Source organism: Bacillus sp. FJAT-53060 (assembly GCF_037104745.1).
GTDB classification, from domain to species: domain Bacteria; phylum Bacillota; class Bacilli; order Bacillales; family Bacillaceae; genus Bacillus; species Bacillus stratosphericus_B.
The window spans coordinates 110,371-135,633 of the sequence record NZ_JBAWSW010000002.1; the positions used below are offsets into that span (position 1 = coordinate 110,371).

The following is a 25,263-nucleotide window of genomic DNA, read 5'->3' on the forward strand; positions in this document are numbered from 1 at the left end:
TGTTTCTTATCGCATCGCGTTTTATAATAAAAGAATGAATTTAGACGAAAGGAGTGGGTTAAGCATGTCTTATGTTCATCTTCAGGTCCACAGTGGATACAGCTTGTTAAGCAGTGCAGCTAAGGTCAAGGAGCTCGTGCAAAAAGCGAAAGAACTTGGCTACAAAGCGCTCGCTCTTACCGATGACCATGTGATGTATGGAACGGTTGAATTTTATAAGGAATGTAAAAAACATGGCATCAAACCGGTGATCGGTTTAACAGCTTCTGTCTTCGATGGACAAGAGTCAGAGGCTTATCCCTTGGTGCTCCTAGCAAAAAACAATGAAGGCTATCAAAACCTGATCAAAATTAGCAGTGTGCTGAAATCAAAATCAAAAGCGGGTCTGAAAGAAAAATGGCTGAAAAGCTATCATCGTGGGCTTATTGCTATTACGCCAGGTGCATCCGGCTATATTGAAACGCTGCTGCAAAACGATCAGCTAGCCGAAGCGCGCGAGGCTGCAAGTCATTTAAAAAACATATTTGGAAAGGGACATATATTTATATCAGTTCAGCCATTTCAGCAAGATGAGGTGCTCATCAGTAAGCTACGAGTTGTCTCACAAAGTACGGATATTCCTCTTGTAGCGACGGGTGACGTCCACTACATCAATCTAGAGGACAAAACCGCCTATACATGTTTGAAGGCCATTAAAGCGGGACAAAAGCTTTCAGAGATAGAGGAAGACCGAGGAGACAAGCATTTCAGAGCCATAGAAGAAATGATGAAATGGCATCAGGACGCCCCTGAACTGCTGACAAGAACAGGTGAAATTGCCGATCGCTGTGAAGTAGATTTAAATCTTGGACAGACAAAACTTCCGTCCTATCAGACGCCTGATCAATCAACAGCCGATCAGTTTTTACGAAGGGTTTGCTCGGATGGGATGAAACAAAGAAAGATCGCTTCAAATGAAACGTATATCAAAAGGCTTGAGTATGAGCTTAGCATTATACAAAAAATGAATTTTAGTGATTATTTTCTCATTGTGTGGGATTTTATGAAATATGCTCATGACCATGGCATTGTCACAGGTCCAGGACGGGGATCAGCAGCAGGCTCTCTTGTTGCTTATGTTCTGTTTATTACAGATGTCGACCCAATCCGTCACGGTCTTTTATTTGAGCGTTTTTTAAATCCTGAACGAATTAGCATGCCGGATATTGATATAGATTTTCCGGACACGAGAAGAGATGAAATCATTTCATATGTAAAAGACAAATATGGGGACATGCATGTGGCTCAAATTGTCACGTTTGGTACGCTTGCAGCAAAAGCAGCCTTACGGGATGTTGGACGTGTGATGGGGATTGATTCAAAGGCAGCGGACCGTCTTGCAAAGCTCATCCCATCAAAGCCAGGGACGACGCTGAAAGAAGCGGTGGCCGCCTCTTCTGAATTAAAAACGCTGCTTCAACAATCTGAAGAGCTTCGAATGGTCTTTCAAACAGCTTTAAAGGTAGAAGGCTTGCCAAGACACACGTCGACACATGCAGCTGGCGTTGTATTAAGCGAGGAGCCGCTGACGCAGGTCGTTCCCATACAAGACGGCCACGATGGTGTGTATTTAACGCAATATGCCATGAATTATTTAGAGGATCTCGGACTGTTAAAGATGGATTTCTTAGGTTTAAGAAACTTAACATTAATTGAATCCATTAAAAACCAGATTGAAAGACAGGAAAACGTCCACATTAACTTTAGTGACATTTCGTATCAAGACCAAAAAACGTTTGATTTGTTATCAGCGGGAGATACAACAGGGATTTTCCAGCTTGAATCACAGGGGATGCGACAGGTGATAAGGCGGCTGAAACCTTCTAGTTTAGAAGACATCGTGGCAGTCAATGCCCTCTACCGGCCAGGCCCAATGGAGAATATTCCGCTCTTTATCGACCGAAAGCATGGCAGAGTCAAGGTCTCTTACCCGCATCCAGATTTGTATGACATTTTAAAGGACACTTATGGGGTTATTGTTTACCAAGAGCAAATCATGCTGATCGCAGCAAAGATGGCAGGCTTTCAGCTAGGAGAGGCTGATCTGTTAAGAAGAGCCGTTTCAAAGAAGGATAAAAAGGTACTTGATGAGGAGCGAATCCATTTTGTTGAAGGATGCCTAAAAAAGGAGTATCCTGTTAACATTGCAAATGACGTTTATGACTTAATCGTCAAATTTGCAAACTATGGTTTTAATAGAAGCCATGCTGTCGCATATAGCATGATTGGCTTTCACCTTGCTTATTTAAAAGCGCATTATCCGTTATATTTTATGTGCGGACTTTTAACTAGTGTGATTGGAAATGAAGATAAAGTCGCTCAATATTTCTATGAGGCAAAGGAAAAAGGGATCTCTGTGTTAAAGCCTTCTATTAATAAGAGTGAATTTCCATTTACGGTTGAAAAAGGGGAGATCCGCTACAGCTTAAGAGCGATTAAAAATGTTGGAGTGTTAGCTGTAAAGGATATATACAGAGCAAGGCAGGAAAAGCCATTTGAAGATTTATTTGATTTTTGCGCAAGGGTATCACCAAAGAGTGTAAACCGAAAAACGATTGAAGCACTCATTTTTTCAGGGGCGATGGATGAGCTTTATCCAAATCGTGCTTCGTTATTAGCATCGATAGATATTGCGTTAGACCACGTGTCATTTTTAACACCTGAGGATCAGCTAGACTTTCTTGGGGATACAACCTTCTCCATTAAGCCAAAATATGCTGAGATAGACGAACTGCCACTTGTCGACCTCTTGCAATTGGAAAAAGAGACACTCGGATTATATTTATCAAATCACCCAGTACAAGCGTATCGTGATCGCTTAAGAGAGAAGGGCGCAGTGGAAATCATCAGACTTTCTACCTGTATTAAGGGAAAGATCTCAATAGGTGGCCTTTTAACAAAAGTGAAATCGATTCGGACAAAAAATGGACAATCAATGGCATTTGTCAAATTTGGGGATGAAACGGGAGAAATGGAAGGCGTCGTCTTTCCAGAGCAATTTAGAAAGCTGTCCCCCTTACTTGAGGAGGGCGCAATGCTTTATGTTGAAGGCAGAATAGATATCAGAAATGACAGCAGTCAAATCATCGTGCAAGAAGCCGTTCTGCTTGAAGAGATGAGCACAAAAAGAAAAGAGTCTGTCTACATTCGGGTGAAAGAAGAGAACCATACGCAGGAGCTACTTGAGCAAGTAAAACGAGTGATCTCTTTGCACAGCGGAGAAGCATATGTCTATTTGTATTATGAAAAGCAAAAAAAGACGATTAGACTTCCAGATGCATACAAAGTTCATCCAGATCATGCCGTGATCTTCCAGCTAAAAGAACTGCTTGGTGAACAAAACGTTGTGATTAAATGATGACAAATCGTCTGAATATGTTTTACAAATTCACCTATTATGTTATCATTTTAAAGATTCTGTGTATTTAAAACTGCCAGTATGTGCTTATCAACTTAGCAATTCATTAAATCATTTGCCACTTGAAGGAGTGTTCATCACATGTCATTAAGAGAAGAAGCATTACATATGCACAAAGAGAATCAAGGCAAACTCGAATCAAAATCAAAAGTACAAGTGAAAAATGCGAAAGACTTGAGCTTGGCTTACTCACCTGGTGTTGCAGAACCATGTAAAGATATTTATGACGACACAAGCAAAGTTTATGATTATACAATGAAAGGCAATATGGTCGCTGTAGTCACAGACGGAAGCGCTGTTTTAGGGCTTGGAAATATTGGTGCCGAAGCATCTCTTCCAGTAATGGAAGGTAAAGCGGTATTATTCAAAAGCTTTGCGGGCGTAGATGCCTTTCCAATTGCGCTAGCGACAAACGATGTAGACAAAATCGTTGAAACAGTGAAGCTCCTTGAGCCTACGTTTGGCGGTGTCAACCTTGAAGATATTGCAGCTCCTAACTGCTTCATGATTGAAGAGCGTTTGAAAAAAGAGACAAACATTCCTGTTTTCCACGATGATCAGCATGGAACAGCCATTGTAACAGTTGCAGGACTTGTCAATGCCCTTAAACTGTCTGGAAAATCAATGTCTTCAATCAAAGTGGTTGCAAACGGCGCTGGTGCAGCAGGTATTGCAATTATCAAACTTCTATATCATTTCGGTGTACGTGATATCATTATGTGTGACACAAAAGGCGCTATTTACGAAGGCCGCCCGAATGGGATGAATGTAGTGAAAAACGAAGTAGCTAAATTCACGAACCAAGACTGCAAAGAAGGTTCATTAGAAGAAGTCATTGAAGGCGCAGATGTCTTCATCGGGGTTTCAGTAGCAGGTGCTTTAACAAAAGAGATGGTTGGGAAAATGGCAAAAGATCCAGTGATCTTCGCAATGGCTAATCCAAATCCAGAGATCATGCCAGAAGATGCACATGCAGCAGGTGCAAGTGTTGTAGGAACTGGCCGTTCAGACTTTCCGAACCAAGTGAATAACGTACTTGCATTCCCGGGCATTTTCCGCGGAGCACTAGATGTGCGTGCAACACATATTAACGAAGAAATGAAAATTGCAGCTGTCGAAGCGATTGCTTCTCTTGTATCAGATGAAGAATTGACAGCAGAATACGTCATTCCTGCACCGTTTGATGCGCGCGTAGCACCAGCGGTAGCAAAAGCAGTAGCAAAAGCAGCGATGGAAACTGGCGTTGCAAGAATCAAAGTCGACCCAGAAGCTGTTGCAGAAAAAACAAGAAAAATAACGATTATCGGTGAATAATCAACTAGAAAAAGTGTGCACTTTCTTTCTGCATTTGGAGGAAAGACGTGCACCATTTCCTCTCTCACTTGAATATTTTTTTATCCGGAATGAGATTTTTTTGTAGACGTTCACAATCCAAATATATCAACTGCTCAGCGCCCCAAACTCATACTGATTTCTCATCAATTCCTCACTGAAAAAATTGAATGAAGGATGACAGCGTTTGACAAAAAAAGTACAATAGTTTCGGTACAGTTATGACATGTCCTATAATAGTGGATGTGCGTGTAAAGAAAAAAACCTTCAAAAAGGGAGGTAATCATTTGTCAATCAAGAACATTTTCAGTAAAAAGAAGAAATATGCATCTGTACCCTCTGAACAGGCAAGTCAAGATGTGCCTGAAGGCATCATGACCAAATGTCCGCAATGTAAAAAAATTATGCTCACCAAAGAACTAGATAAAAATTTACGTGTTTGCATGAATTGCGGCAGACATTTGCAAATGAATGCAAAACAACGTATTGAAAGCCTTGTAGACGAAGGCACATTTGAAGAATTTAACGGGCACCTCATTTCTGAGAACCCGCTCGGTTTCCCAGGCTACGAAGAAAAGCTTGAGAAAGACAGAGAAAAAACATCTTTGAATGAAGCCATTGTCACAGGTAAAGGTGAAATTGAAGGACAAAGTGCTGTGATCGCTGTCATGGATGCCACGTTCCGTATGGGCAGCATGGGCTCGGTCGTTGGTGAAAAGATCACACTGGCTATCGAGAAAGCAAAAGCGGACAAGGTGCCATTTATTATCTTTACTGCATCTGGCGGAGCAAGAATGCAAGAGGGGATTCTTAGTCTCATGCAGATGGCGAAAACAAGTTCAGCATTAAAGCTGTTTAGCGAGGATCAAGGCTTGATTATCTCTGTGATGACCAACCCAACAACTGGTGGTGTATCAGCTAGTTTCGCGTCTCTCGGTGATTACAACTTTGCAGAACCTGGTGCATTAATTGGTTTCGCAGGTCGCAGAATCATTGAACAAACCATTCGTGAAGACTTGCCAGAAGACTTTCAAACGGCTGAATTTTTAATGAAGCATGGTCAGCTCGATGCGGTGATCTACCGTGCAGACATGAAAGAAACATTAGGCCGAATCTTAGCATTACACAGCACAGGAGGTGAACGAGAGTGGCTGGAGAACTAGAATTTGAAAAACCTGTCATCGAACTTCGAGCGAAAATTGATGAATTGAAAAAGTTCACACAAAACTCAGAGATGGATTTAAGTGCAGAAATTGAGCGGCTTGAAACACGTCTGAGTAAGCTTGAAGCGGACATTTATACAAATTTAAAGCCATGGGACAGAGTACAGATTGCTCGTCATGCGATGCGTCCAACCACTCTGGATTACATTCAGGAGCTGTTTGACAACTTTTTCGAGTGTCACGGTGACCGTTTTTATGGCGATGATGAAGCCATCGTTGGAGGAATTGCCACGTTTAAAGGGCTTCCTGTCACAGTCATTGGTCATCAGCGCGGAAAAGACACAAAAGAAAACTTGCGCCGCAATTTCGGAATGCCTCATCCGGAAGGTTACCGTAAAGCATTGCGATTGATGAAACAAGCAGATAAATTTAACCGTCCAATCATTTGCTTTATTGATACAAAAGGAGCTTATCCTGGTAAAGCAGCTGAAGAACGTGGACAAAGTGAAGCAATTGCTAAAAACTTATTCGAAATGGCAGGACTTCGTGTACCCGTTGTCTGTATTGTCATTGGAGAAGGCGGAAGTGGCGGGGCACTAGGTTTAGGCGTAGGAAACCATCTATTCATGCTAGAGAACTCGACGTATTCAGTGATTTCACCAGAAGGTGCAGCTGCACTGCTCTGGAAGGACTCATCACTTGCTAAAAAAGCTGCAGAAACAATGAAAATTACCGCTCCAGACCTAAAAGAATTAGATATTATAGATGATGTTATTAAAGAAGTTCAAGGTGGGGCACACCGAGACGTAAAACAACAAGCAGCCTACATGGAAAGAACATTAACACAGTCACTTACATCTTTGCTCAAACGATCGCCAGAAGAATTAGTCGAACAAAGATATCAAAAATACAAAGCCATTGGGAAAGTATCGATTGAAAATCAATATATTGGGGTAAACTAAATAAACGTACAGCCTTATTGGCTGGCGTTTATTTTTTTATGAAAAACTCCTCATGTAAGTGTTTGTAAGTGCTATTTGAAAATAATTTTCTTTTGTTTTCATAAAATTTTACACATCTAAAAACCTTGATATGAAAAGGTTTAGAGCACTTAAACAACAGGTTTTTGACAGATTTGCTTTCATGACTATCTTAACTTTTGTTTAAAAACGGTTTATTTAATTGTATAATAAGTACGGTTTTATAAATTCGTATTGAAAACACCCGTTTTTGCTTATAATTGTTTTCAAGCAATGGGAATGGTATGTTTAATTCATATATGATCTCTGAGGTGAAAAGGATGAAGCGTATAGGAGTTTTAACGAGCGGTGGGGATTCCCCAGGAATGAATGCAGCTGTGCGCGCAGTTGTAAGAAAAGCAATTTACCATAATGTGGAAGTATACGGTATTTATAATGGATATTCAGGTCTAATTAACGGTAAAATTGAGAAACTCGAAATAGGTTCAGTAGGCGATATTATTCATCGTGGAGGAACAAAACTTTACACGGCAAGATGTCCTGAATTCAAGACAGTTGAAGGTCGTGAAAAAGGAATTGAAAACTTAAAAAAATTCGGTATCGAAGGACTTGTTGTCGTCGGTGGAGACGGCTCATTCATGGGAGCGAAGAAATTAACAGAGCTCGGTTTTCCATGTGTCGGTGTCCCAGGTACAATTGATAACGATATTCCAGGTACTGATTTCACAATTGGCTTTGATACATCACTGAATACTGTCATTGATGCCATCGATAAAATTCGTGATACAGCCACATCTCATGAACGTACATACGTAGTGGAAGTAATGGGAAGACATGCCGGTGATATTGCACTTTGGTCAGGTCTTGCGGGGGGAGCCGAATCAATTTTGATTCCTGAAGCAGACTATGACATGGACGAAATTATTGCCAGATTGAGAAGAGGGCATGAGCGCGGCAAGAAGCATAGTATCATCATCGTAGCAGAAGGTGTCGGCAGCGGTGTTGAATTCGGTAAGCGAATTGAAGAGGAGACAAGCCTTGAAACACGTGTATCTGTCTTAGGACATATTCAGCGTGGAGGTTCTCCAAGTGCGTTTGACCGAGTGCTAGCAAGCCGCTTAGGAGCGTATGCAGTCGAGCTTCTACTTGAAGGAAGAGGCGGACGCTGTGTGGGCATTCAAAGCAATAAACTTGTTCACCACGATATTTTAGAAATCTTAGATAAAAAACATACAGTCGATCAAAATATGTACCGACTTTCACAAGAGCTCTCTATATAAAACGAGAAGACCTTAGGAGGAACAGTGATGAGAAAGACAAAAATCGTTTGTACAATCGGTCCAGCAAGTGAAAGCATTGAAAAGCTGACTGAATTGATTGAAGCAGGAATGAATGTAGCCAGACTAAACTTCTCTCATGGAGATTTTGAAGAGCATGGTGCACGTATTGAAAACATTCGAAAAGCAGGTAAAGCGTTAGGCAAGGACATTGCGATCCTTCTTGATACAAAAGGTCCAGAGATCCGTACACGTACAGTTGAAAACGGCTCAATTGAGCTAGTAGCTGGTGCAGATCTCATCGTCAGTATGGAAGACATTATTGGGAATACTGAAAAAATTAGTGTGACGTATGAAGATTTAATTCATGATGTAGAAGTGGGCTCAACGATTCTATTAGATGACGGTCTCATTGGTTTAGAGGTGAAAGAACTAAACATGGACCGTAAAGAAATCGTTACGAAAGTCATGAATACAGGCACATTGAAAAACAAAAAAGGCGTAAACGTTCCAGGTGTGAGTGTGAACCTGCCAGGTATTACAGAAAAGGATGCCAAAGATATTCTGTTCGGAATTGAACAGGGTGTCGATTTCATCGCAGCTTCTTTTGTCAGACGAGCTTCTGATGTACTTGAAATTCGTGAGCTTCTTGAAAAGAACAATGCGGCTAACATTCAAATCATTCCTAAGATTGAAAACCAAGAGGGCGTTGATAACATCGTTGAAATCCTTGAGGTATCAGACGGTCTAATGGTTGCGCGTGGAGATCTTGGTGTAGAGATCCCAGCAGAAGAAGTACCGCTTGTTCAAAAAATGCTGATCAAAAAATGCAATCGTTTAGGCAAACCTGTCATCACAGCTACACAAATGCTAGACAGCATGCAGCGTAATCCTCGTCCAACACGTGCGGAAGCAAGTGACGTGGCAAATGCCATTTTTGATGGCACAGATGCGATTATGCTTTCTGGTGAAACAGCAGCAGGTACATACCCTGTTGAAGCTGTGCAAACGATGCACAACATTGCGTCACGTTCAGAGGAAGCATTAAATTATAAAGCGATTCTTTCTCGCAGAAGCGAAGAAGTAGAGGTCAGCATTACAGATGCAATTGGTCAATCTGTTGTTCATACTGCAATGAAGCTTGACGTGGCAGCGATTGTCACACCTACTGAAAGCGGTCATACAGCGAGAATGATTTCAAAATATAGACCAAAAGCACCAATCGTCGCTGTAACAGCAAACGAATCGGTTGCTAGAAAGCTATCTCTCGTATTCGGTGTTTTTGCTAAGAGCGGATCAAATACGACATCTACAGATGAAATGCTTGAGAATGCGGTAGAAAAATCAATTGAAACTGGCTATGTAAGACGTGGCGACTTAATCGTCATTACAGCAGGTGTGCCAGTTGGTGAAACGGGGACAACGAACTTAATGAAAGTGTATGTTGTCGGCGATATTATTGCGAAGGGTCAAGGAATTGGCCGTAAATCTGCATTTGGACCAGTTGTCATTGCACAAAGCGGAAAAGAAGCAGACGGAAAAATGTATGATGGTGCGATTCTCGTAGCGAACTGCACAGACCGTGATATGATGGGCGCTCTAGAAAAAGCATCTGCTCTTATCACAGAAGAAGGCGGTTTAACAAGCCACGCAGCAGTCGTTGGACTAAGCCTTGGCATTCCAGTAATTGTTGGTCTTGAAAACGCAACAACACTTTTAAAAGAAGGCGAAGAGATTACAGTAGATCCAGCACGCGGAGCGATCTACAAAGGTCGTGCAAGCGTCCTTTAAATTACACAAGAGGGAGTTGTCTGACTCCTTTCTTTTTTTATGTTACACTAAAAAGAGTAAGACAGTTTTTGTGAAAGAACCATCATGAGGTGATATGGTTGAAATATTTTCTACTATTACTGATTCTGTTCCCTGCAGTGGAAATTGGTTTATTTTTAATCTCAAGTAAAATCATTGGCATTTTGCCAACGATGTTATTTATTGTGCTTACGAGCGCACTAGGTGCTTATTTTGCGAGAAAGCAAGGAATTGAAGTGTTTCAAAAAGTACAGCGAGATTTACAATATGGCAAAATGCCAGGGGCAACCATTGTAGATGGCTTTTGCATTCTAATCGGCGGCTTGCTTCTGCTCATTCCAGGGTTTTTATCGGATCTGATTGGGGCTTTGCTGCTCATCCCGATGTCAAGAAACCGAGTCAAGCCACTCTTTGAGTGCTGGCTAAGAAACATGTCCAATCGCAAACGCTATACCATTATACGCTAAAGAGACCTTTAGATGAGGTCTCTTTTACTTTTGCACGCCATACATAATGTACTGATAAATATCCCTGAAAATACCCGCATTACGAAACGCCTGCCAAACGACAAGAGAGGCAGGACCAAGGGCAAGTCCGAGAAAACCAAACCATTTGAAACCGACAAATAGCGCCACAAGTGTTGCTAAAGGATTAAGCCCAATGGATTTGCTTAAGACTTTCGGCTCTGATATTTGTCTTTGAATTAACACCACGATATACAAAATACCTAGCCCAATGGCAAGTGAAAGATTCCCTGTCATAGCTGAGTAAATGATCCATGGTAGAAAAACGGTGCCGCTGCCGATATAAGGAAGTAAATCGACAAGTCCAATACATAGAGCGATCACCAGGGCATGCTCGACCTTTAAGATAATCAGCCCAATGAGCACGATGCCGATGGTCATGGCAACGAGCAGAAGCTGTGCCTTTATAAAGCCAGTAATGGCTTTTTTGATTTCAGATAAAATGGCGCGTGAATGCATCATCCATTTTGTGGGGAAAATACGTGAACCATATGTTTTTAATATAAACCAATCTTTTGTGATAAAAAAAGTCGCAAGGGCAGAAAATAAAAGAGTTGCTGCTGCATCGGGCAAAAGACCTAAAAAAGCCGGAATAAGTTCGAGTGTTTTTGAAAGAAAAGTTCCGATTTTCGCCGCTACTTCGTCACCAAGTGCTTGAATTTGTCCCAAAATCGATTCCTTTTGTCCTGCTTGAAGTGTATTAAATTGGGCAGTCAAATCATGATATAAAGGCAGAATCTTATCCGTGAAAAACCGTTCCACAATACTGATCATTTGATCAAGGTGGTCTGGCAGTACCTTTGCTAAATAAGCACTTCCTGAAATGATTTCCGCCACTAAAAGCGTCATGAACCCAGCTGCTGCAATGAAAAAGAGAAATAAGACAATGATCACGACAAAGCCTCTTGGCATTCCGGTCCATTCTTCAATTTTGCATACCGCAGGATGAATCAAACAGGACACAACAAGTGCGATCCAAAATGGATATAAAAGCGGAAAAGACTGACATAAAAAGACAACAGCAAAAACGGTAATGCTGATAATCATCAAACTTCGCAGAAAAATGGCCACATAGGCGTGATTCACACAATCCCCTCCAAAAAACAAGCATGTCCGATACTTCATTTTATTCAAAAAAATGAGTAATATGAAAAGGTCGCAATAAAAAGAAAGGAAGGGGCGGCGTATGTTTACACAAGCAAATTTATTTTTAGTTCTTTTACTCGTTATTGCACTCATTGCGAAGAACAATTCGTTAATTTTAGCGGTTTCTGTGTTGATTGTGATTAAGCTCATTGGACTCGATCAAAAAATCTTCCCGGTTCTGCAATCAAAAGGCATCAATTGGGGGGTAACCGTCATTACAATTGCTGTGCTTGTGCCGATCGCAACAGGTGACATTGGATTTAAACAGCTTGGAGAAGCGATGAAATCCTCCTATGCTTGGATTGCACTTGGAGCGGGTATATTAGTAGCACTTATTGCAAAAAACGGTATTGTGCTACTCGAAAATGATCCTCATATTACGGCTGCGCTTGTGTTTGGCACGATTTTGGCAGTTAGTTTATTTAAAGGTGTGGCTGTCGGCCCGCTAATCGGTGCAGGAATTGCCTACCTAGCGATGCAAGCTGTGAAATTTTTCAGCGGATAAAAAGCGAGTGGCTCATGCCACTTTCTTTTTTTATGTTTTCTTAAGCGAGCTTTTGCAAAAAAACATAATTAAATATATTAAAAGAAGCAAAATCCCTTCATTCCATGCCCTAAACGGAAGGCTAAAAAAAAAAATATCAAAAAAAATTATAGTTAAACATTTAACAAATGTCTGATTATTGTTTATAATGGGAATAGGCTTAATTTTGAACTCATTGATCACACAAGAGAAATGAGGCTAAAAGCGCTCTAACCGGATAGGTAAATGTAAGCATTTTCTTTTCTAAACCTGCTAACGTATTCGGATTGGATAGCGCTTTCAAAAACCGAGAATTTTGCAACGAAGGGGAATTTTTTTAAAAGGGGAGATTGAACATGACAGCAACAAGAGGTCTTGAAGGTATTGTGGCAACCACTTCATCCGTAAGCTCAATTATTGATGATACTCTTACTTATGTAGGGTACAATATCGATGATTTAACTGAAAAAGCTACATTCGAAGAAATTGTCTACCTGTTATGGCACTTAAAGCTGCCGAATGAGAAGGAGCTGAGTGAATTAAAACAGCTGCTCAATGAACATGCTCATATTCCACAGGAAATCATTGAGCACTTTAAATCTTATTCGCTGGATGGGGTTCATCCAATGTCTGCGATTCGTACAGCAGTATCCTTACTAGGTTTACTCGATGACGAATCAGAGACTATGGACAAAGAAGCGAATTACAGAAAAGCCATTCGATTACAGGCGAAAATTTCTGGACTTGTCGCTGCATTCTCACGCATTCGAAAGGGATTTGAGCCTATACAGCCAAAAGAAGAATACAGCTATGCTACGAACTTCTTGTATATGCTAAACGGCGAAGAGCCATCTCCAGTAGAAATTGAGGCGATTGATAAGGCACTCATTCTACATGCCGATCATGAATTAAATGCGTCAACATTTACAGCACGTGTATGTGTTGCTACACTATCAGATATTTACTCTGGTGTAACAGCAGCCATCGGCGCTTTGAAGGGACCACTTCACGGCGGTGCCAATGAAGGCGTGATGAAGATGCTTTCAGAAATTGGTGGAGTTGAAAACGTAGATTCCTATATTCATGGTAAGCTAGAGAAGAAAGAAAAAATTATGGGCTTTGGCCACCGTGTATACCGTCAAGGTGACCCGCGTGCAAAGCATCTGAAAGAAATGAGCCAGCGTTTAACAAACCTTACAGGCGAGCCGAAATGGTATGAAATGTCTGTTCGCGCAGAGGAAATCGTGACATCAGAGAAAAATCTTCCACCGAATGTTGATTTTTATTCTGCATCTGTATATCACAGTCTTGGTATTGATCATGACTTGTTTACACCAATTTTCGTGATTAGCCGATTTTCCGGATGGATTGCTCACATTTTAGAGCAATATGACAACAACCGTCTTATCCGTCCAAGAGCTGAATACATTGGACCTGATCTTCAAACGTTTGTTTCGATCAGTGAAAGAGACTAATGTTTATAGAATAAGCGGGGGCTGATCCAAACAAACCAATCAGCCTCCATATCAACAAAAAACGAATCATGTGAAAAACATCTTTCCTTGCAGACATCAAGTTAAGAAGTTTCAAATATTCACTACATAACCTGGGAGGTAATATCATTGTCACAAGGCGAAAAAATTACAGTTACTGGCGGCGTATTGAATGTGCCAAATAATCCAATTATCCCGTTTATTGAAGGGGACGGAATCGGTCCTGACATTTGGAAAGCAGCATCAAGAGTGCTTGAAGCAGCTGTAGAGAAAGCATATAAAGGTGAAAAGCAAATCACTTGGAAAGAAGTTTATGCAGGAGAAAAAGCTTACAATAAAACTGGAGAGTGGCTTCCTGAGCAAACGCTTGAAGACATTCGTGAATACTTAATTGCGATTAAAGGTCCACTTACAACACCAATTGGTGGAGGAATCCGTTCATTAAATGTGGCACTTAGACAAGAGCTAGATTTATTCACATGCTTACGTCCAGTTCGCTGGTTCCAAGGCGTACCATCTCCTGTGAAACGTCCACAAGACACAGATATGGTCATCTTCCGTGAAAACACTGAAGATATCTATGCAGGAATCGAGTATGCAAAAGGATCAGACGAAGTGAAGAAGTTAATCGACTTCTTGAAAAACGAACTAGGTGTGAACAAAATCCGTTTCCCAGAAACATCAGGTATCGGTATCAAGCCAGTTTCTAAAGAAGGAACATCTCGTCTTGTCAGAGCAGCAATCCAGTATGCGATTGACCAAGGCCGTAAATCTGTGACACTTGTTCACAAAGGAAATATCATGAAATTTACAGAAGGTGCCTTCAAAAACTGGGGTTACGAAGTGGCTGAAAAAGAGTTTGGCGACAAAGTCTTTACATGGGCACAATATGATCGTATTGTAGAAAAAGATGGGAAAGATGCGGCAAACAAAGCGCAAAGTGAAGCAGAAGCTGCTGGCAAAATTATTGTCAAAGACAGCATTGCAGATATTTTCCTTCAACAAATTCTAACTCGTCCAGCTGAGTTCGATGTTGTTGCAACAATGAACTTAAACGGAGACTACATCTCTGATGCACTTGCAGCACAGGTTGGTGGAATTGGTATCGCACCAGGTGCGAACATCAACTACGAAACAGGACACGCTATTTTTGAAGCGACTCACGGAACAGCACCGAAATATGCTGGACTTGATAAAGTGAATCCATCATCTGTTCTTCTATCAGGGGTGCTTTTACTTGAGCACCTTGGCTGGCAGGAAGCAGCGGATCTAGTGATTCAATCTGTTGAAAAAACAATTGCATCAAAAGTTGTCACGTACGATTTTGCTAGATTAATGGATGGCGCAACAGAAGTGAAATGTTCTGAGTTTGCAGACGAGCTCATCAAAAACTTGTCTTGATTCTTAAACTTTAAAGTTAAAGGGGAAAAAAGAAATGGCAAATAAGCGTAAAAAAATATCTGTCATCGGAGCAGGCTTTACTGGAGCAACTACAGCATTTTTAACGGCTCAAAAAGAATTAGCGGATGTCGTATTAGTCGATATCCCGCAGCTTGAGAACCCAACAAAAGGGAAAGCACTTGATATGCTGGAAGCAAGCCCTGTTCAAGGCTTCGATGCGAACATTACAGGAACTTCTAACTACGAAGATACAGCCGGTTCTGATGTAGTAGTCATTACGGCAGGAATTGCAAGAAAGCCGGGAATGAGCCGTGACGACCTCGTGTCAACAAATGAAAAAATCATGCGCAGTGTGACACGCGAAATCGTCAAATATTCTCCAGAAGCGATCATTGTTGTATTAACAAACCCTGTTGATGCAATGACATATGCAGTTTATAAAGAATCAGGATTACCAAAAGAAAAAGTCATTGGACAATCTGGTATTCTTGATACAGCACGTTTCCGTACGTTCGTTGCGCAAGAATTAAATCTATCTGTGAAAGATGTGACGGGCTTTGTGCTTGGTGGACATGGCGACGACATGGTTCCGCTCGTTCGTTACTCTTATGCAGGCGGTATACCGCTTGAAACATTGATTCCAAAAGATCGAATCGATGCGATTGTTGAAAGAACAAGAAAAGGCGGAGGCGAGATTGTCAACCTATTAGGTAACGGTAGTGCATATTACGCACCTGCTGCTTCACTAGTTGAAATGGTTGAGGCGATCTTAAAAGATCAGCGCCGCGTTATCCCAACGATTGCATACCTTGAAGGTGAATATGGCTACGAAGGCATTTATCTTGGTGTTCCAACAATCGTAGGTGGAAACGGCCTTGAGCAGATCATTGAGCTTGAGTTAACAGAAGAAGAAAGAAGTCAGCTTGACCGCTCTGTTGAATCTGTTAAAAACGTGATGAAAGTATTGTCTTAATCTGAATAAAAAGAAGGCTTCTCTTAAGAGGGGCCTTCTTTTTATTTACAAAACATATATAGTCGAAATTATAAATTGTCCTCTTGTTTAGCTTTCGTTAAAATGAAAGAGAAAGCATGAATTCTTGCTTTTAGCATAAGATACAAAAAAACCGGATGTAGGGGAAATCACTAATTGGAGGCACAACATGAATAAAAAAATATTAGTTGTGGATGATGAAGAATCGATTGTAACACTTCTAAGCTATAACCTTGAAAGGGCGGGCTATGATGTCGTCACAGCAAGAGACGGGGAAGAAGCGCTTGAAAAAGCAGCAAGTCAACAACCTGATCTTATTGTATTAGATCTAATGCTTCCGAAGATGGACGGCATTGAAGTGTGTAAACAACTGAGAATTCAAAAAATGATGTTCCCTATTTTAATGCTGACAGCAAAGGACGATGAATTTGATAAGGTGCTCGGCCTTGAACTTGGAGCCGATGATTACATGACAAAACCTTTCAGTCCTAGAGAAGTGGGTGCTCGGGTAAAGGCCATTTTGAGAAGAGCACAGCAATCTCAGCCTGCTTCTTCGCAAGAGATAAAAGAAGAGATCATAGCAGACCAAATCAAAATTGGTGACCTGCACATTTTACCTGAACACTACGAAGTCTACTTCCAAGAAGAACGTCTAGAGCTCACGCCAAAGGAATTTGAGCTGCTGCTTTATTTGGCCAAGCATAAAGGTCGTGTCCTCACGCGTGATCTATTGTTAAGTGCGGTTTGGAATTATGACTTTGCAGGTGACACACGTATTGTGGATGTACATATCAGTCACTTGCGAGACAAAATTGAAAAGAACACAAAAAAACCAACATACATTAAAACCATTCGCGGCTTAGGCTACAAATTGGAGGAGCCAAAGTCAAATGAGTAAAATTACAATCCGCCTGTTTTCTGGGCTCATCTTTCTCCTTTTTATAGTGTTTGTCGGACTTGGTCTTTTCTTAGATCACATGTTTCATGTTTTCTATGAAACAAAATTAACGGAACGAATGAAAAAGGAATCGAGTTTTCTCCTTTCTTCAGTGAATGGTGACGATTTGAAGGCAAAGGAAAACAAAGAGATCCTCGGTCAGGCAAAGCAGCATCTCGATATGAATGCGTCGATTGTGGACATGAAGGGGAATATTATACATACAACGGGTCCAGCAGAACAAAGACCCAGCATTCAAAACATGCTGAAAAATGAGCATCTCCAGACAAAAGGAACGGTCATTGATGATGAGAAGGATGCATTATTTTATTATGCAGTCCCTATCATGAAGCAAAACGAACCGGCTGGATATCTATTTCTCCATGCTTCATTCCAGCCTTTAAATAAATTTGACGGCCAGCTCTGGCTCGCATTAGCCTTTTGCCTTGGCTCGGCCATCATTATTATTGTCTTTTTTGGCTACCGCATGTCGATGAAGTATGTGAAACCGATTGATTATGCCACAAAGGTGGCCAAACAGCTTGAACGTGGTAACTATGATACCAACAATTATGAAGAGCTGATCATTGAAACAAGTGAGCTCAACACGTCCATAAAGCGCCTAGCAGAAAGCCTTCAAGAAATGACAAGTGCTGGTGAAATGCAGCGAGACCGTCTGCAAACGGTCATAGAAAACATTGGAGCGGGTATCATTTTGATTGATAAAATGGGCTATATCAACTTAGTCAATCGAACATTCCGCAAGCAATTTCAGGTGCAAAAGCACATTTACATGCACACGCTGTATCATGAAGCTTTTACACATGAAGAGATTATTGAGCTAATTGACGAAATTTTCATGACAGAAACCAAGGTTCGGAAGTTTTTACGTCTAGCAGTCGAGATTGAACGCCGCTACTTTCAAGTCGATGGCGTCCCGATCTTAAGTACGGATGATGAATGGAAAGGAATTGTCCTTGTGTTTCATGATGTAACAGAAACAAAGCAATTAGAGCAGATGCGTAAAGACTTTGTCGCCAACGTGTCCCATGAATTAAAGACACCGATTACGTCAATTAAAGGTTTTTCTGAAACCCTTCTTGATGGAGCGATTGATGACAAAGACGCGCAGAAAGAATTCCTTTCGATCATTCTAAAAGAGAGTGTCCGTTTAGAAACACTTATTCAAGACTTACTCGATCTCTCTAGAATTGAACAGCAGCATTTTAAGCTGAATATTCAAGAAGCCAATGCGACAGAAATCATTCAGGAGATTGAAGTGTTGCTAAAACAAAAGGCCGTAGAAAAAGGCATTCGACTGCACGTGCGTGTTCCGAAAGAACCGGTTTATGTCTTGGCGGACCCGCTGAGATTAAAGCAAATTTTTCTTAATCTCGTGAATAATGCTCTCACCTATACTCCAGAGGGGGGAAGTGTCACGATCTCGGCAAGGGTGCGGAAGGACAGCTATGAATTTGATGTGGTGGATACAGGAATCGGAATGAAAAAAAGTGAGATTCCAAGAATATTTGAGAGATTCTATCGAATTGATAAGGATAGAAGCAGAAATTCAGGCGGTACCGGGCTTGGCCTTGCTATTGTCAAACACCTTGTCGAGGCGCATGAAGGAACGATTTCTGTGCGAAGCAAACAAGGCAAAGGGACGACTTTTACAGTGAGTCTGAAATCAAAATAGAGAAAAAGGAAAGTGCCGTTAAAAATTTACATGATCTTAACAATAAATTCATGTTTTGTTAAACAATTATTGGTAGGATGAATAGGAACCCCTTCATCCAAGGAGCCAATTTTGGAAGGACGAAAACACTTGTTGTTTTCGTCCCTTTTTTATTGCAGGGTCGTCTATTTTCTTTTCAAAATAAACTTTGATAAAATGAACATACAATGTGTGAAAGAGACGATTGAGACGACTCAGTCGATGGAGGATTAAACATATGACAGACAAAAAGAAATTAGTACTTGTGGATGGAAACAGTCTCGCTTATCGAGCTTTTTTTGCTTTGCCGCTCTTATCCAATGATAAAGGGGTACATACAAATGCCATTTATGGCTTTGCGATGATCCTAATGAAGATGCTGGAGGACGAGAAGCCAACCCATATGCTTGTTGCATTTGATGCGGGTAAAACAACCTTCCGTCATGAGACATTTAAGGAATATAAAGGCGGAAGACAAAAAACACCGCCAGAACTATCAGAACAAATGCCATTCATCCGTGAGTTATTAGATGCTTATCAGGTGAAAAGGTACGAGCTGCCGCAATACGAGGCGGATGATATTATCGGTACACTGGCTGTAGAGGCAGAAAAAGACGGCTTTGAGGTCAAAATCTTTTCAGGAGATAAAGATTTAACGCAACTTTCAACAGACCATACGACGGTAGCCATTACGAAAAAAGGTATCACAGAAGTAGAATACTATACACCGGCCCATATTGAAGAAAAATATGGCCTGCGACCAGATCAAATCATTGACATGAAGGGGCTGATGGGAGATTCATCAGATAATATCCCAGGCGTGCCTGGCGTGGGTGAAAAAACGGCGATTAAATTATTAAAGCAATTTCAAACAGTTGAAAATCTACTTGAACATATTGACGAAGTCAGCGGGAAAAAGCTAAAAGAAAAGCTTGAAGAACATAAAGAACAAGCGGTGATGAGTAAAAAGCTGGCGACAATTCTCGTAGAGACACCAATAGATGTGTCAAGCAAAGATCTCGCTTATGAGGGCCCTTACATCGATCAGGTGATCTCTCTTTATAAAGAACTGGGCTTTCAAACGTTACTAGAGCGTTTAGGAGAAGGTGAACAGGTCGAAGTAGAAGAGTTAGAAGTCACAAAAATCACCGATATAACGGATGACATGCTGACAGATCATGCTGCGCTTGTGGTAGAACAGCTGGGAGATAATTATCACGAAGCAGATTTGATCGGTTTTGCAATCCATAATGAAAATGGTGCGTTTTTTATCACAAAGGAAGATGCTCTTCAGTCAGAAGCGTTTAAACTATGGGCTCAGGATGAAACGAAGAAAAAATGGGTATTTGATTCAAAAAGAGCAGTTGTTGCCCTCAGATGGCATGATGTCGATTTAAAAGGTGTCGATTACGATGTTCTGCTCGCTACATATGTTGTCAACCCGCAGAAATCCTACGAGGACGTTGCAAGTGTGGCGAAGGAATATGGTCTGAATATTGCTCTTTCAGATGAAAAAGTGTACGGAAAAGGAGCAAAGCAGGCAGCTCCAACCGAAGATGAGTTAAAAGATCACCTTGGACGTAAAGCAGCGGCGATCTCTGCCCTGCATGATTTGACGCTTGAAGCGTTAGAAAAAAATGATCAGCATGAACTGTATGAAGATTTAGAGCTGCCGCTTGCGCTCATCTTAGGTGAAATGGAATCTCTAGGGGTAAAGGTGGATATTGAACGCCTAGAGAGGATGGGTGAAGAACTGACGAAGAAGCTGAAGGAATATGAAGAAACCATTCACCGTTTAGCGGGAGAAACGTTTAACATCAATTCTCCTAAACAGCTCGGTGTGATTCTGTTTGAAAAATTAGGTCTGCCGATTATCAAGAAGACAAAAACAGGCTATTCTACGTCTGCCGATGTTCTTGAAAAGCTTGAAGACAAGCACGAAATTATTCGCTCGATTTTGCATTACCGTCAAATTGGAAAGCTGCAATCTACCTATGTAGAAGGCTTAATGAAAGTGACGCACAAAAATACCCATAAAGTTCATACAAGATTTAATCAGGCACTCACGCAAACGGGAAGGCTAAGCTCAACGGATCCAAACCTTCAAAATATCCCGATTCGTCTAGAAGAAGGCCGGAAGATTCGTCAAGCGTTCGTTCCATCAAAAGAAGGCTGGCTCATGTTTGCAGCTGATTATTCTCAAATCGAGCTGCGTGTGCTCGCTCATATTTCTCAAGATGAGAACTTGATTGAAGCCTTCACCCAAGATATGGATATTCACACAAAAACAGCAATGGATGTGTTCCATGTATCTGAAGAAGAAGTGACTCCCTCTATGAGAAGACAGGCCAAGGCTGTGAACTTCGGAATTGTTTATGGGATTAGTGACTATGGACTTTCTCAAAACCTTGGGATTACAAGAAAAGAAGCAGCTGCATTTATTGAACGTTATTTAACAAGCTTTAAAGGTGTGAAAACATATATGGAAGACATCGTGCAGGAAGCAAAACAAAAAGGCTACGTCACGACGCTCCTAAAGCGTAGACGATATATTCCAGATATCACAAGCCGTAATTTTAACATCAAAAGCTTTGCTGAAAGAACGGCGATGAACACACCGATTCAAGGCAGTGCCGCAGATATCATTAAAAAAGCAATGATTGATATGGTGCAAAAGCTAAAAGAAGAGAACCTGCAGGCTAATCTTTTATTGCAGGTGCACGATGAACTGATCTTCGAAGCACCGAAAGAAGAAATCGCCATACTAGAAAAAATTGTCCCTGAAGTAATGGAAAACGCACTTCAGCTCGATGTACCGCTAAAAGTCGATTTTGCTTCAGGCCCATCTTGGTACGACGCAAAATAAATAGAGAGAGAAAAAGGAGCGAGGAGCATGCCGGAATTACCAGAAGTTGAAACCGTCCGGCGCACTCTTAATGGGTTAGTCAAAGGAAAAATGATTGAAACGGTCGATATCAAATGGCCAAATATCATCAAACGTCCTGGGGAACCGGAGGAGTTCGCAAGAAGGATGGTAGGAGAAACCATACAAACCATTGAAAGAAGAGGGAAGTTTTTACTCTTTTATTTAGAACATTACGTAATGGTCTCCCATTTAAGGATGGAAGGAAAATACCGTGTTCATGAAGCAAATGAGCCTTATGATAAACACGTACACGTTGTCTTTACGTTTACAGATGGTACAGAGCTTCGGTACCATGATGTACGTAAATTTGGCACGATGCATTTATTTCACTCAGGTGAGGAAGAAAAAGAACTCCCACTATCACAGCTGGGATATGAGCCTTTTTCAGAATCATTTACACCAGAGTATTTATGGGAGCAATTGAAGAAGACCTCCCGCGCTGTCAAAACGGCTTTACTTGATCAAAAGATTGTTGTGGGGCTTGGTAATATATATGTAGATGAAGTCCTTTTTAAGTCAGGGATATACCCAGAAACAAAAGCCAATCAGCTAAGCCTTGAATCTTGCAAGGTGCTCCACAAGCATATTATTGACACGCTTCAAGTGGCAGTTGATGCGGGAGGAAGCACGATTCGCTCCTATATTAATTCACAAGGCGATATTGGAACATTTCAATTGCAGCTTCTCGTATATGACCGGCGGGGAGAGCCTTGCCAGACATGCGGAAGTATCATTGAGAAAACGGTTGTTGGAGGGCGCGGGACCCATTTTTGTGTGACCTGCCAAAAACAGCCTCTATAAAGGAGAACCTATCAGCATGCTTCCTTTTTGTCATGCATACGATAAAAAACATTCTTTTTTCAGCAAGGTGTAGACTGACACACAGCCCACCTGCTCTTCATATAGTGAAGAAGAGTCTGAGAACGCCTAGAGACTCTTGATCATTGTTGCATGAACAGAAAGGAAGAGTTCAGGTATGATTTCGTTTTCGCTTCTGTTTTTAGCTATTGCAGTCAGCATTGACAGCTTTTCTGTCGGCTTTACGTATGGTCTTCGAAAAATGAGAATTCCATTTAAAGCCATTGTCATTATTGCATGCTGTTCAGGGATTGTGCTGCTCATTTCCATGCTGATTGGTAGCCTGCTTACAACTTTCCTCCCTGTCTCAGTGACAGATAAACTTGGTGGAGGGATTTTGATCGCCATTGGTCTTTGGGTCTTGTATCAATTTTACAAACCAGCAAAAGATCGTGACATGCTCCTTCATGAAAAAACACTGCTCAATGTAGAAGTGCAGTCTCTCGGGCTTGTCATCCAAATTTTACGTAAGCCTACAAGTGCAGACATTGATCGTTCTGGTACAATTAATGGAATAGAAGCGGTGCTCCTTGGGATTGCTTTATCCATTGATGCATTTGGCGCAGGGATTGGCGCAGCGATTCTAGGCTTTTCTCCAATTATGATGAGTATCACGGTGGCAGTGATGAGCTCCCTTTTTGTGTGTATTGGGCTGCGTGCTGGACATTATTTGTCAAACTGGCGCTGGATCGATAAACTCGCATGCTTACCAGGGCTATTGCTCATTTTAATTGGCGTATGGAAGCTGTAGAGGAGGAAATAGATTGACGATCGTCATTGGTTTAACAGGCGGGATTGCTAGTGGAAAAAGCACAGTCTCGCAGGTGATAAAAGAGCAGGGCATCCGGGTTGTGGATGCAGATGTCATTGCAAAAGAAGCTGTTTCTAAAGGAACGCCAGCTCTTCAACATATCTTTCAAACCTTCGGTGAGGATGTCCTCCTGCCAAATGGTGAATTGAACCGGCAGCAGCTTGGAGCGATCATTTTTTCTGATGAAGAGAAAAGAAAACAGTTGAATGCCATTGTTCATCCTGAGGTGAGAAAGGAAATGCTCAAGCGGCGAGACGAAGGGATCAATCAGCAAGAAACCTTTATTGTGCTTGATATCCCGCTTTTATTCGAGAGTCAGCTGGAGAATCTCGTCGACCGGATCATCGTCGTGTACACAACGCCTGAATTGCAGCTATCACGACTCATGAAGCGAAACGACCTCAGCGAGGAAGAAGCGCTAAATCGTATTCGTGCCCAGCAGCCGCTTGAGGAGAAATGTAAAAAAGCAGACCGCGTCATAGTAAACACAAAAGACTTGGCTTTTATCAGAAAACAATTACAGAACATATTAAACGAATGGGAACATACAGAGTAAGAGTACATACACGTACTCTTCTTTTTTTATGCTTTTTCTTCTTTTCTTTGAAAAGATCAGCCCTTTTTAGAAAATATATGTTTATATACTGGCAATTACAATCTAATGTGATATACTAATTTCATATATGGATTTATTGAGTATAACATATAATAGAGGAGTGACCTGTTCATGAAAGTAAAAGCAGCGATCAATGGGTTTGGCAGAATTGGACGCATGGTCTTCAGAAAAGCAATGCTTGATGATCAAATTCAAATTGTAGCGATTAACGCAAGCTATCCTGCCGAAACGCTAGCCCATTTAATTAAATATGACACAAATCATGGACGTTACGAAGGCGATGTAACTGCAGAAGATGACGCTTTGATTGTGAATGGAAAAAGAGTGTTTTTGCTAAATAACAGAAACCCAAGGCAGCTTCCGTGGGGAGAGCTTGGAATTGATATCGTCATAGAAGCAACTGGTAAATTTAATTCAAAAGATCAAGCGATGGGCCATATAGATGCCGGAGCGAAAAAAGTCGTTTTAACAGCTCCAGGTAAAAACGAAGACATCACGATTGTTATGGGTGTGAATGAGGATGATCTTGATCCTGAAAAGCACGTCATTATTTCAAACGCATCTTGTACAACAAACTGTTTAGCTCCAGTTGTCAAGTTGTTAGATGATGAATTTGGTATCGACAACGGCTTAATGACAACAGTTCATGCTTATACAAATGATCAGAAAAATATCGACAACCCGCACAAGGATCTACGCCGGGCAAGAGCGTGTGCTCAGTCCATCATTCCAACAACGACGGGTGCGGCTAAAGCGCTTTCTTTAGTGCTTCCTCATATGAAAGGAAAACTGCATGGGCTTGCACTACGTGTGCCTGTCTCAAATGTGTCGATGGTTGATCTTGTGGTCGATTTGAAAAAAGAGGTCACAGCAGAAGAGGTAAATGCTTCCTTCTCAAATGCATCTAAAACATCTCTTAGAGGCATATTGGATTACACAGAGGAACCGCTTGTCTCAACAGACTTTAACACAAATCCTTATTCAGCTGTCGTTGATGGACTCACAACGATGGTGATGGAAGGTAGAAAAGTGAAAGTCCTGGCATGGTATGACAATGAATGGGGGTATTCATGCAGAGTGGTTGATCTTGTGAAGTTTGTTGGCTCGAAGATGAAAGAGCTATCTGCTGTTTGAAATGAAGAAGATGAACGTCCCTTTTCAAAGAAATGAGAGAAGATCCCACTAAAAACACAGGTTGCAAAATGGGTCTAAACAAAGTATACTATTTTTCGTGAACTTCTTGTTCGCAGACTCATTCGGGTATACTTAAAGGGTTAGGACCTCTTAGGACTAACTTTCCCCCGT

General features: G+C 41.3%; 19 protein-coding genes. 18 read left to right on the plus strand and 1 reads right to left on the minus strand.

From position 1 onward, the window contains the following. Positions 1-64 precede the first annotated feature (64 nt). The 7 genes from dnaE (at position 65) to WAX46_RS02050 (ending at position 10,485) form a co-directional block, all read left to right on the plus strand. Positions 65-3,397: a DNA polymerase III subunit alpha gene (gene dnaE / locus WAX46_RS02020; RefSeq protein ID WP_226566473.1), complete on the plus strand. Its 3,333-nt coding sequence runs from the start codon at positions 65-67 to the stop codon at positions 3,395-3,397. A gap of 141 nt (positions 3,398-3,538) precedes the next feature. Beyond that, positions 3,539-4,771: an NAD(P)-dependent malic enzyme gene (locus WAX46_RS02025; RefSeq protein WP_226566472.1), complete on the plus strand. Its 1,233-nt coding sequence runs from the start codon at positions 3,539-3,541 to the stop codon at positions 4,769-4,771. Positions 4,772-5,076: 305 nt separating this feature from the next. Further along, positions 5,077-5,952, plus strand: coding sequence for an acetyl-CoA carboxylase, carboxyltransferase subunit beta (accD, locus tag WAX46_RS02030; protein WP_336493287.1), 876 nt, complete (start codon positions 5,077-5,079; stop codon positions 5,950-5,952). Then, positions 5,937-6,914 carry an acetyl-CoA carboxylase carboxyl transferase subunit alpha gene (accA, locus tag WAX46_RS02035; protein WP_226566470.1) on the plus strand — a complete coding sequence of 326 codons (978 nt, stop codon included), beginning with the start codon at positions 5,937-5,939 and terminating at the stop codon, positions 6,912-6,914. Before accD ends, accA begins: the two co-directional genes overlap by 16 nt. Before the next feature lie 338 nt (positions 6,915-7,252). Next, positions 7,253-8,212: a 6-phosphofructokinase gene (gene pfkA / locus WAX46_RS02040; protein ID WP_226566469.1), complete on the plus strand. Its 960-nt coding sequence runs from the start codon at positions 7,253-7,255 to the stop codon at positions 8,210-8,212. A 27-nt stretch (positions 8,213-8,239) separates the two neighbouring features. Beyond that, entirely contained in the window at positions 8,240-10,000 is a 1,761-nt protein-coding gene (pyk, locus tag WAX46_RS02045) for a pyruvate kinase (RefSeq protein ID WP_226566468.1), read from the plus strand. Positions 10,001-10,098: 98 nt separating this feature from the next. Next, positions 10,099-10,485 carry an FxsA family protein gene (locus WAX46_RS02050; protein WP_226566467.1) on the plus strand — a complete coding sequence of 129 codons (387 nt, stop codon included), beginning with the start codon at positions 10,099-10,101 and terminating at the stop codon, positions 10,483-10,485. Between the two features lie 24 nt (positions 10,486-10,509). Here the strand turns inward: WAX46_RS02050 and ytvI are convergent, their stop codons facing one another. After that, entirely contained in the window at positions 10,510-11,628 is a 1,119-nt protein-coding gene (ytvI, locus tag WAX46_RS02055; RefSeq protein WP_226566466.1) for a sporulation integral membrane protein YtvI, read from the minus strand. A gap of 100 nt (positions 11,629-11,728) precedes the next feature. On the opposite strand from ytvI, the gene WAX46_RS02060 reads away from it, so the two are divergent. The 11 genes from WAX46_RS02060 to WAX46_RS02110 all read left to right on the plus strand — a co-directional run bounded on the left by WAX46_RS02060 (position 11,729) and on the right by WAX46_RS02110 (position 25,092). Further along, positions 11,729-12,193: a DUF441 domain-containing protein gene (locus WAX46_RS02060; RefSeq protein ID WP_099681438.1), complete on the plus strand. Its 465-nt coding sequence runs from the start codon at positions 11,729-11,731 to the stop codon at positions 12,191-12,193. A 374-nt stretch (positions 12,194-12,567) separates the two neighbouring features. After that, positions 12,568-13,686 (plus strand): citrate synthase, encoded by a 1,119-nt coding sequence (citZ, locus tag WAX46_RS02065; RefSeq protein WP_226566465.1) that lies wholly within the window; start codon positions 12,568-12,570, stop codon positions 13,684-13,686. 147 nt (positions 13,687-13,833) lie between these two features. Continuing rightward, entirely contained in the window at positions 13,834-15,105 is a 1,272-nt protein-coding gene (gene icd / locus WAX46_RS02070; protein ID WP_226566464.1) for an NADP-dependent isocitrate dehydrogenase, read from the plus strand. Positions 15,106-15,139: 34 nt separating this feature from the next. Further along, the gene (gene mdh / locus WAX46_RS02075) at positions 15,140-16,078 is read left to right on the plus strand and encodes a malate dehydrogenase (RefSeq protein WP_226566463.1); all 939 of its coding nucleotides are present in this window, start codon (positions 15,140-15,142) and stop codon (positions 16,076-16,078) included. A 187-nt stretch (positions 16,079-16,265) separates the two neighbouring features. Continuing rightward, positions 16,266-16,994: a response regulator transcription factor gene (locus WAX46_RS02080; protein WP_226566462.1), complete on the plus strand. Its 729-nt coding sequence runs from the start codon at positions 16,266-16,268 to the stop codon at positions 16,992-16,994. Further along, positions 16,987-18,729 (plus strand): two-component system histidine kinase PnpS, encoded by a 1,743-nt coding sequence (pnpS, locus tag WAX46_RS02085; protein WP_336493288.1) that lies wholly within the window; start codon positions 16,987-16,989, stop codon positions 18,727-18,729. The genes WAX46_RS02080 and pnpS overlap by 8 nt, the downstream gene beginning before the upstream one ends. A 256-nt stretch (positions 18,730-18,985) precedes the next feature. After that, the gene (polA, locus tag WAX46_RS02090; protein WP_226566460.1) at positions 18,986-21,613 is read left to right on the plus strand and encodes a DNA polymerase I; all 2,628 of its coding nucleotides are present in this window, start codon (positions 18,986-18,988) and stop codon (positions 21,611-21,613) included. Positions 21,614-21,640: 27 nt separating this feature from the next. Continuing rightward, on the plus strand, positions 21,641-22,474 hold the full coding sequence (gene mutM / locus WAX46_RS02095) for a DNA-formamidopyrimidine glycosylase (RefSeq protein WP_226566459.1): 834 nt from the start codon (positions 21,641-21,643) through the stop codon (positions 22,472-22,474). A 175-nt stretch (positions 22,475-22,649) separates the two neighbouring features. Beyond that, positions 22,650-23,282: a sporulation membrane protein YtaF gene (ytaF, locus tag WAX46_RS02100; RefSeq protein WP_226566458.1), complete on the plus strand. Its 633-nt coding sequence runs from the start codon at positions 22,650-22,652 to the stop codon at positions 23,280-23,282. Between the two features lie 13 nt (positions 23,283-23,295). Further along, positions 23,296-23,898 (plus strand): dephospho-CoA kinase, encoded by a 603-nt coding sequence (gene coaE, locus WAX46_RS02105; RefSeq protein ID WP_226566457.1) that lies wholly within the window; start codon positions 23,296-23,298, stop codon positions 23,896-23,898. Between the two features lie 171 nt (positions 23,899-24,069). Further along, entirely contained in the window at positions 24,070-25,092 is a 1,023-nt protein-coding gene (locus tag WAX46_RS02110) for a glyceraldehyde-3-phosphate dehydrogenase (RefSeq protein ID WP_336493289.1), read from the plus strand. Positions 25,093-25,263: the final 171 nt, after the last annotated feature.

What these genes read in the sequence shown, in the direction of transcription:
- dnaE (WP_226566473.1), top strand. Translation starts at nt 65, where the DNA reads ATGTCTTATGTTCATCTTCAGGTCCACAGTGGATACAGCTTGTTAAGC.
- WAX46_RS02025 (WP_226566472.1), top strand. Translation starts at nt 3,539, where the DNA reads ATGTCATTAAGAGAAGAAGCATTACATATGCACAAAGAGAATCAAGGC.
- pfkA (WP_226566469.1), top strand. Translation starts at nt 7,253, where the DNA reads ATGAAGCGTATAGGAGTTTTAACGAGCGGTGGGGATTCCCCAGGAATG.
- pyk (WP_226566468.1), top strand. Translation starts at nt 8,240, where the DNA reads ATGAGAAAGACAAAAATCGTTTGTACAATCGGTCCAGCAAGTGAAAGC.
- WAX46_RS02060 (WP_099681438.1), top strand. Translation starts at nt 11,729, where the DNA reads ATGTTTACACAAGCAAATTTATTTTTAGTTCTTTTACTCGTTATTGCA.
- citZ (WP_226566465.1), top strand. Translation starts at nt 12,568, where the DNA reads ATGACAGCAACAAGAGGTCTTGAAGGTATTGTGGCAACCACTTCATCC.
- mdh (WP_226566463.1), top strand. Translation starts at nt 15,140, where the DNA reads ATGGCAAATAAGCGTAAAAAAATATCTGTCATCGGAGCAGGCTTTACT.
- WAX46_RS02080 (WP_226566462.1), top strand. Translation starts at nt 16,266, where the DNA reads ATGAATAAAAAAATATTAGTTGTGGATGATGAAGAATCGATTGTAACA.
- pnpS (WP_336493288.1), top strand. Translation starts at nt 16,987, where the DNA reads ATGAGTAAAATTACAATCCGCCTGTTTTCTGGGCTCATCTTTCTCCTT.
- polA (WP_226566460.1), top strand. Translation starts at nt 18,986, where the DNA reads ATGACAGACAAAAAGAAATTAGTACTTGTGGATGGAAACAGTCTCGCT.
- mutM (WP_226566459.1), top strand. Translation starts at nt 21,641, where the DNA reads ATGCCGGAATTACCAGAAGTTGAAACCGTCCGGCGCACTCTTAATGGG.
- ytaF (WP_226566458.1), top strand. Translation starts at nt 22,650, where the DNA reads ATGATTTCGTTTTCGCTTCTGTTTTTAGCTATTGCAGTCAGCATTGAC.
- WAX46_RS02110 (WP_336493289.1), top strand. Translation starts at nt 24,070, where the DNA reads ATGAAAGTAAAAGCAGCGATCAATGGGTTTGGCAGAATTGGACGCATG.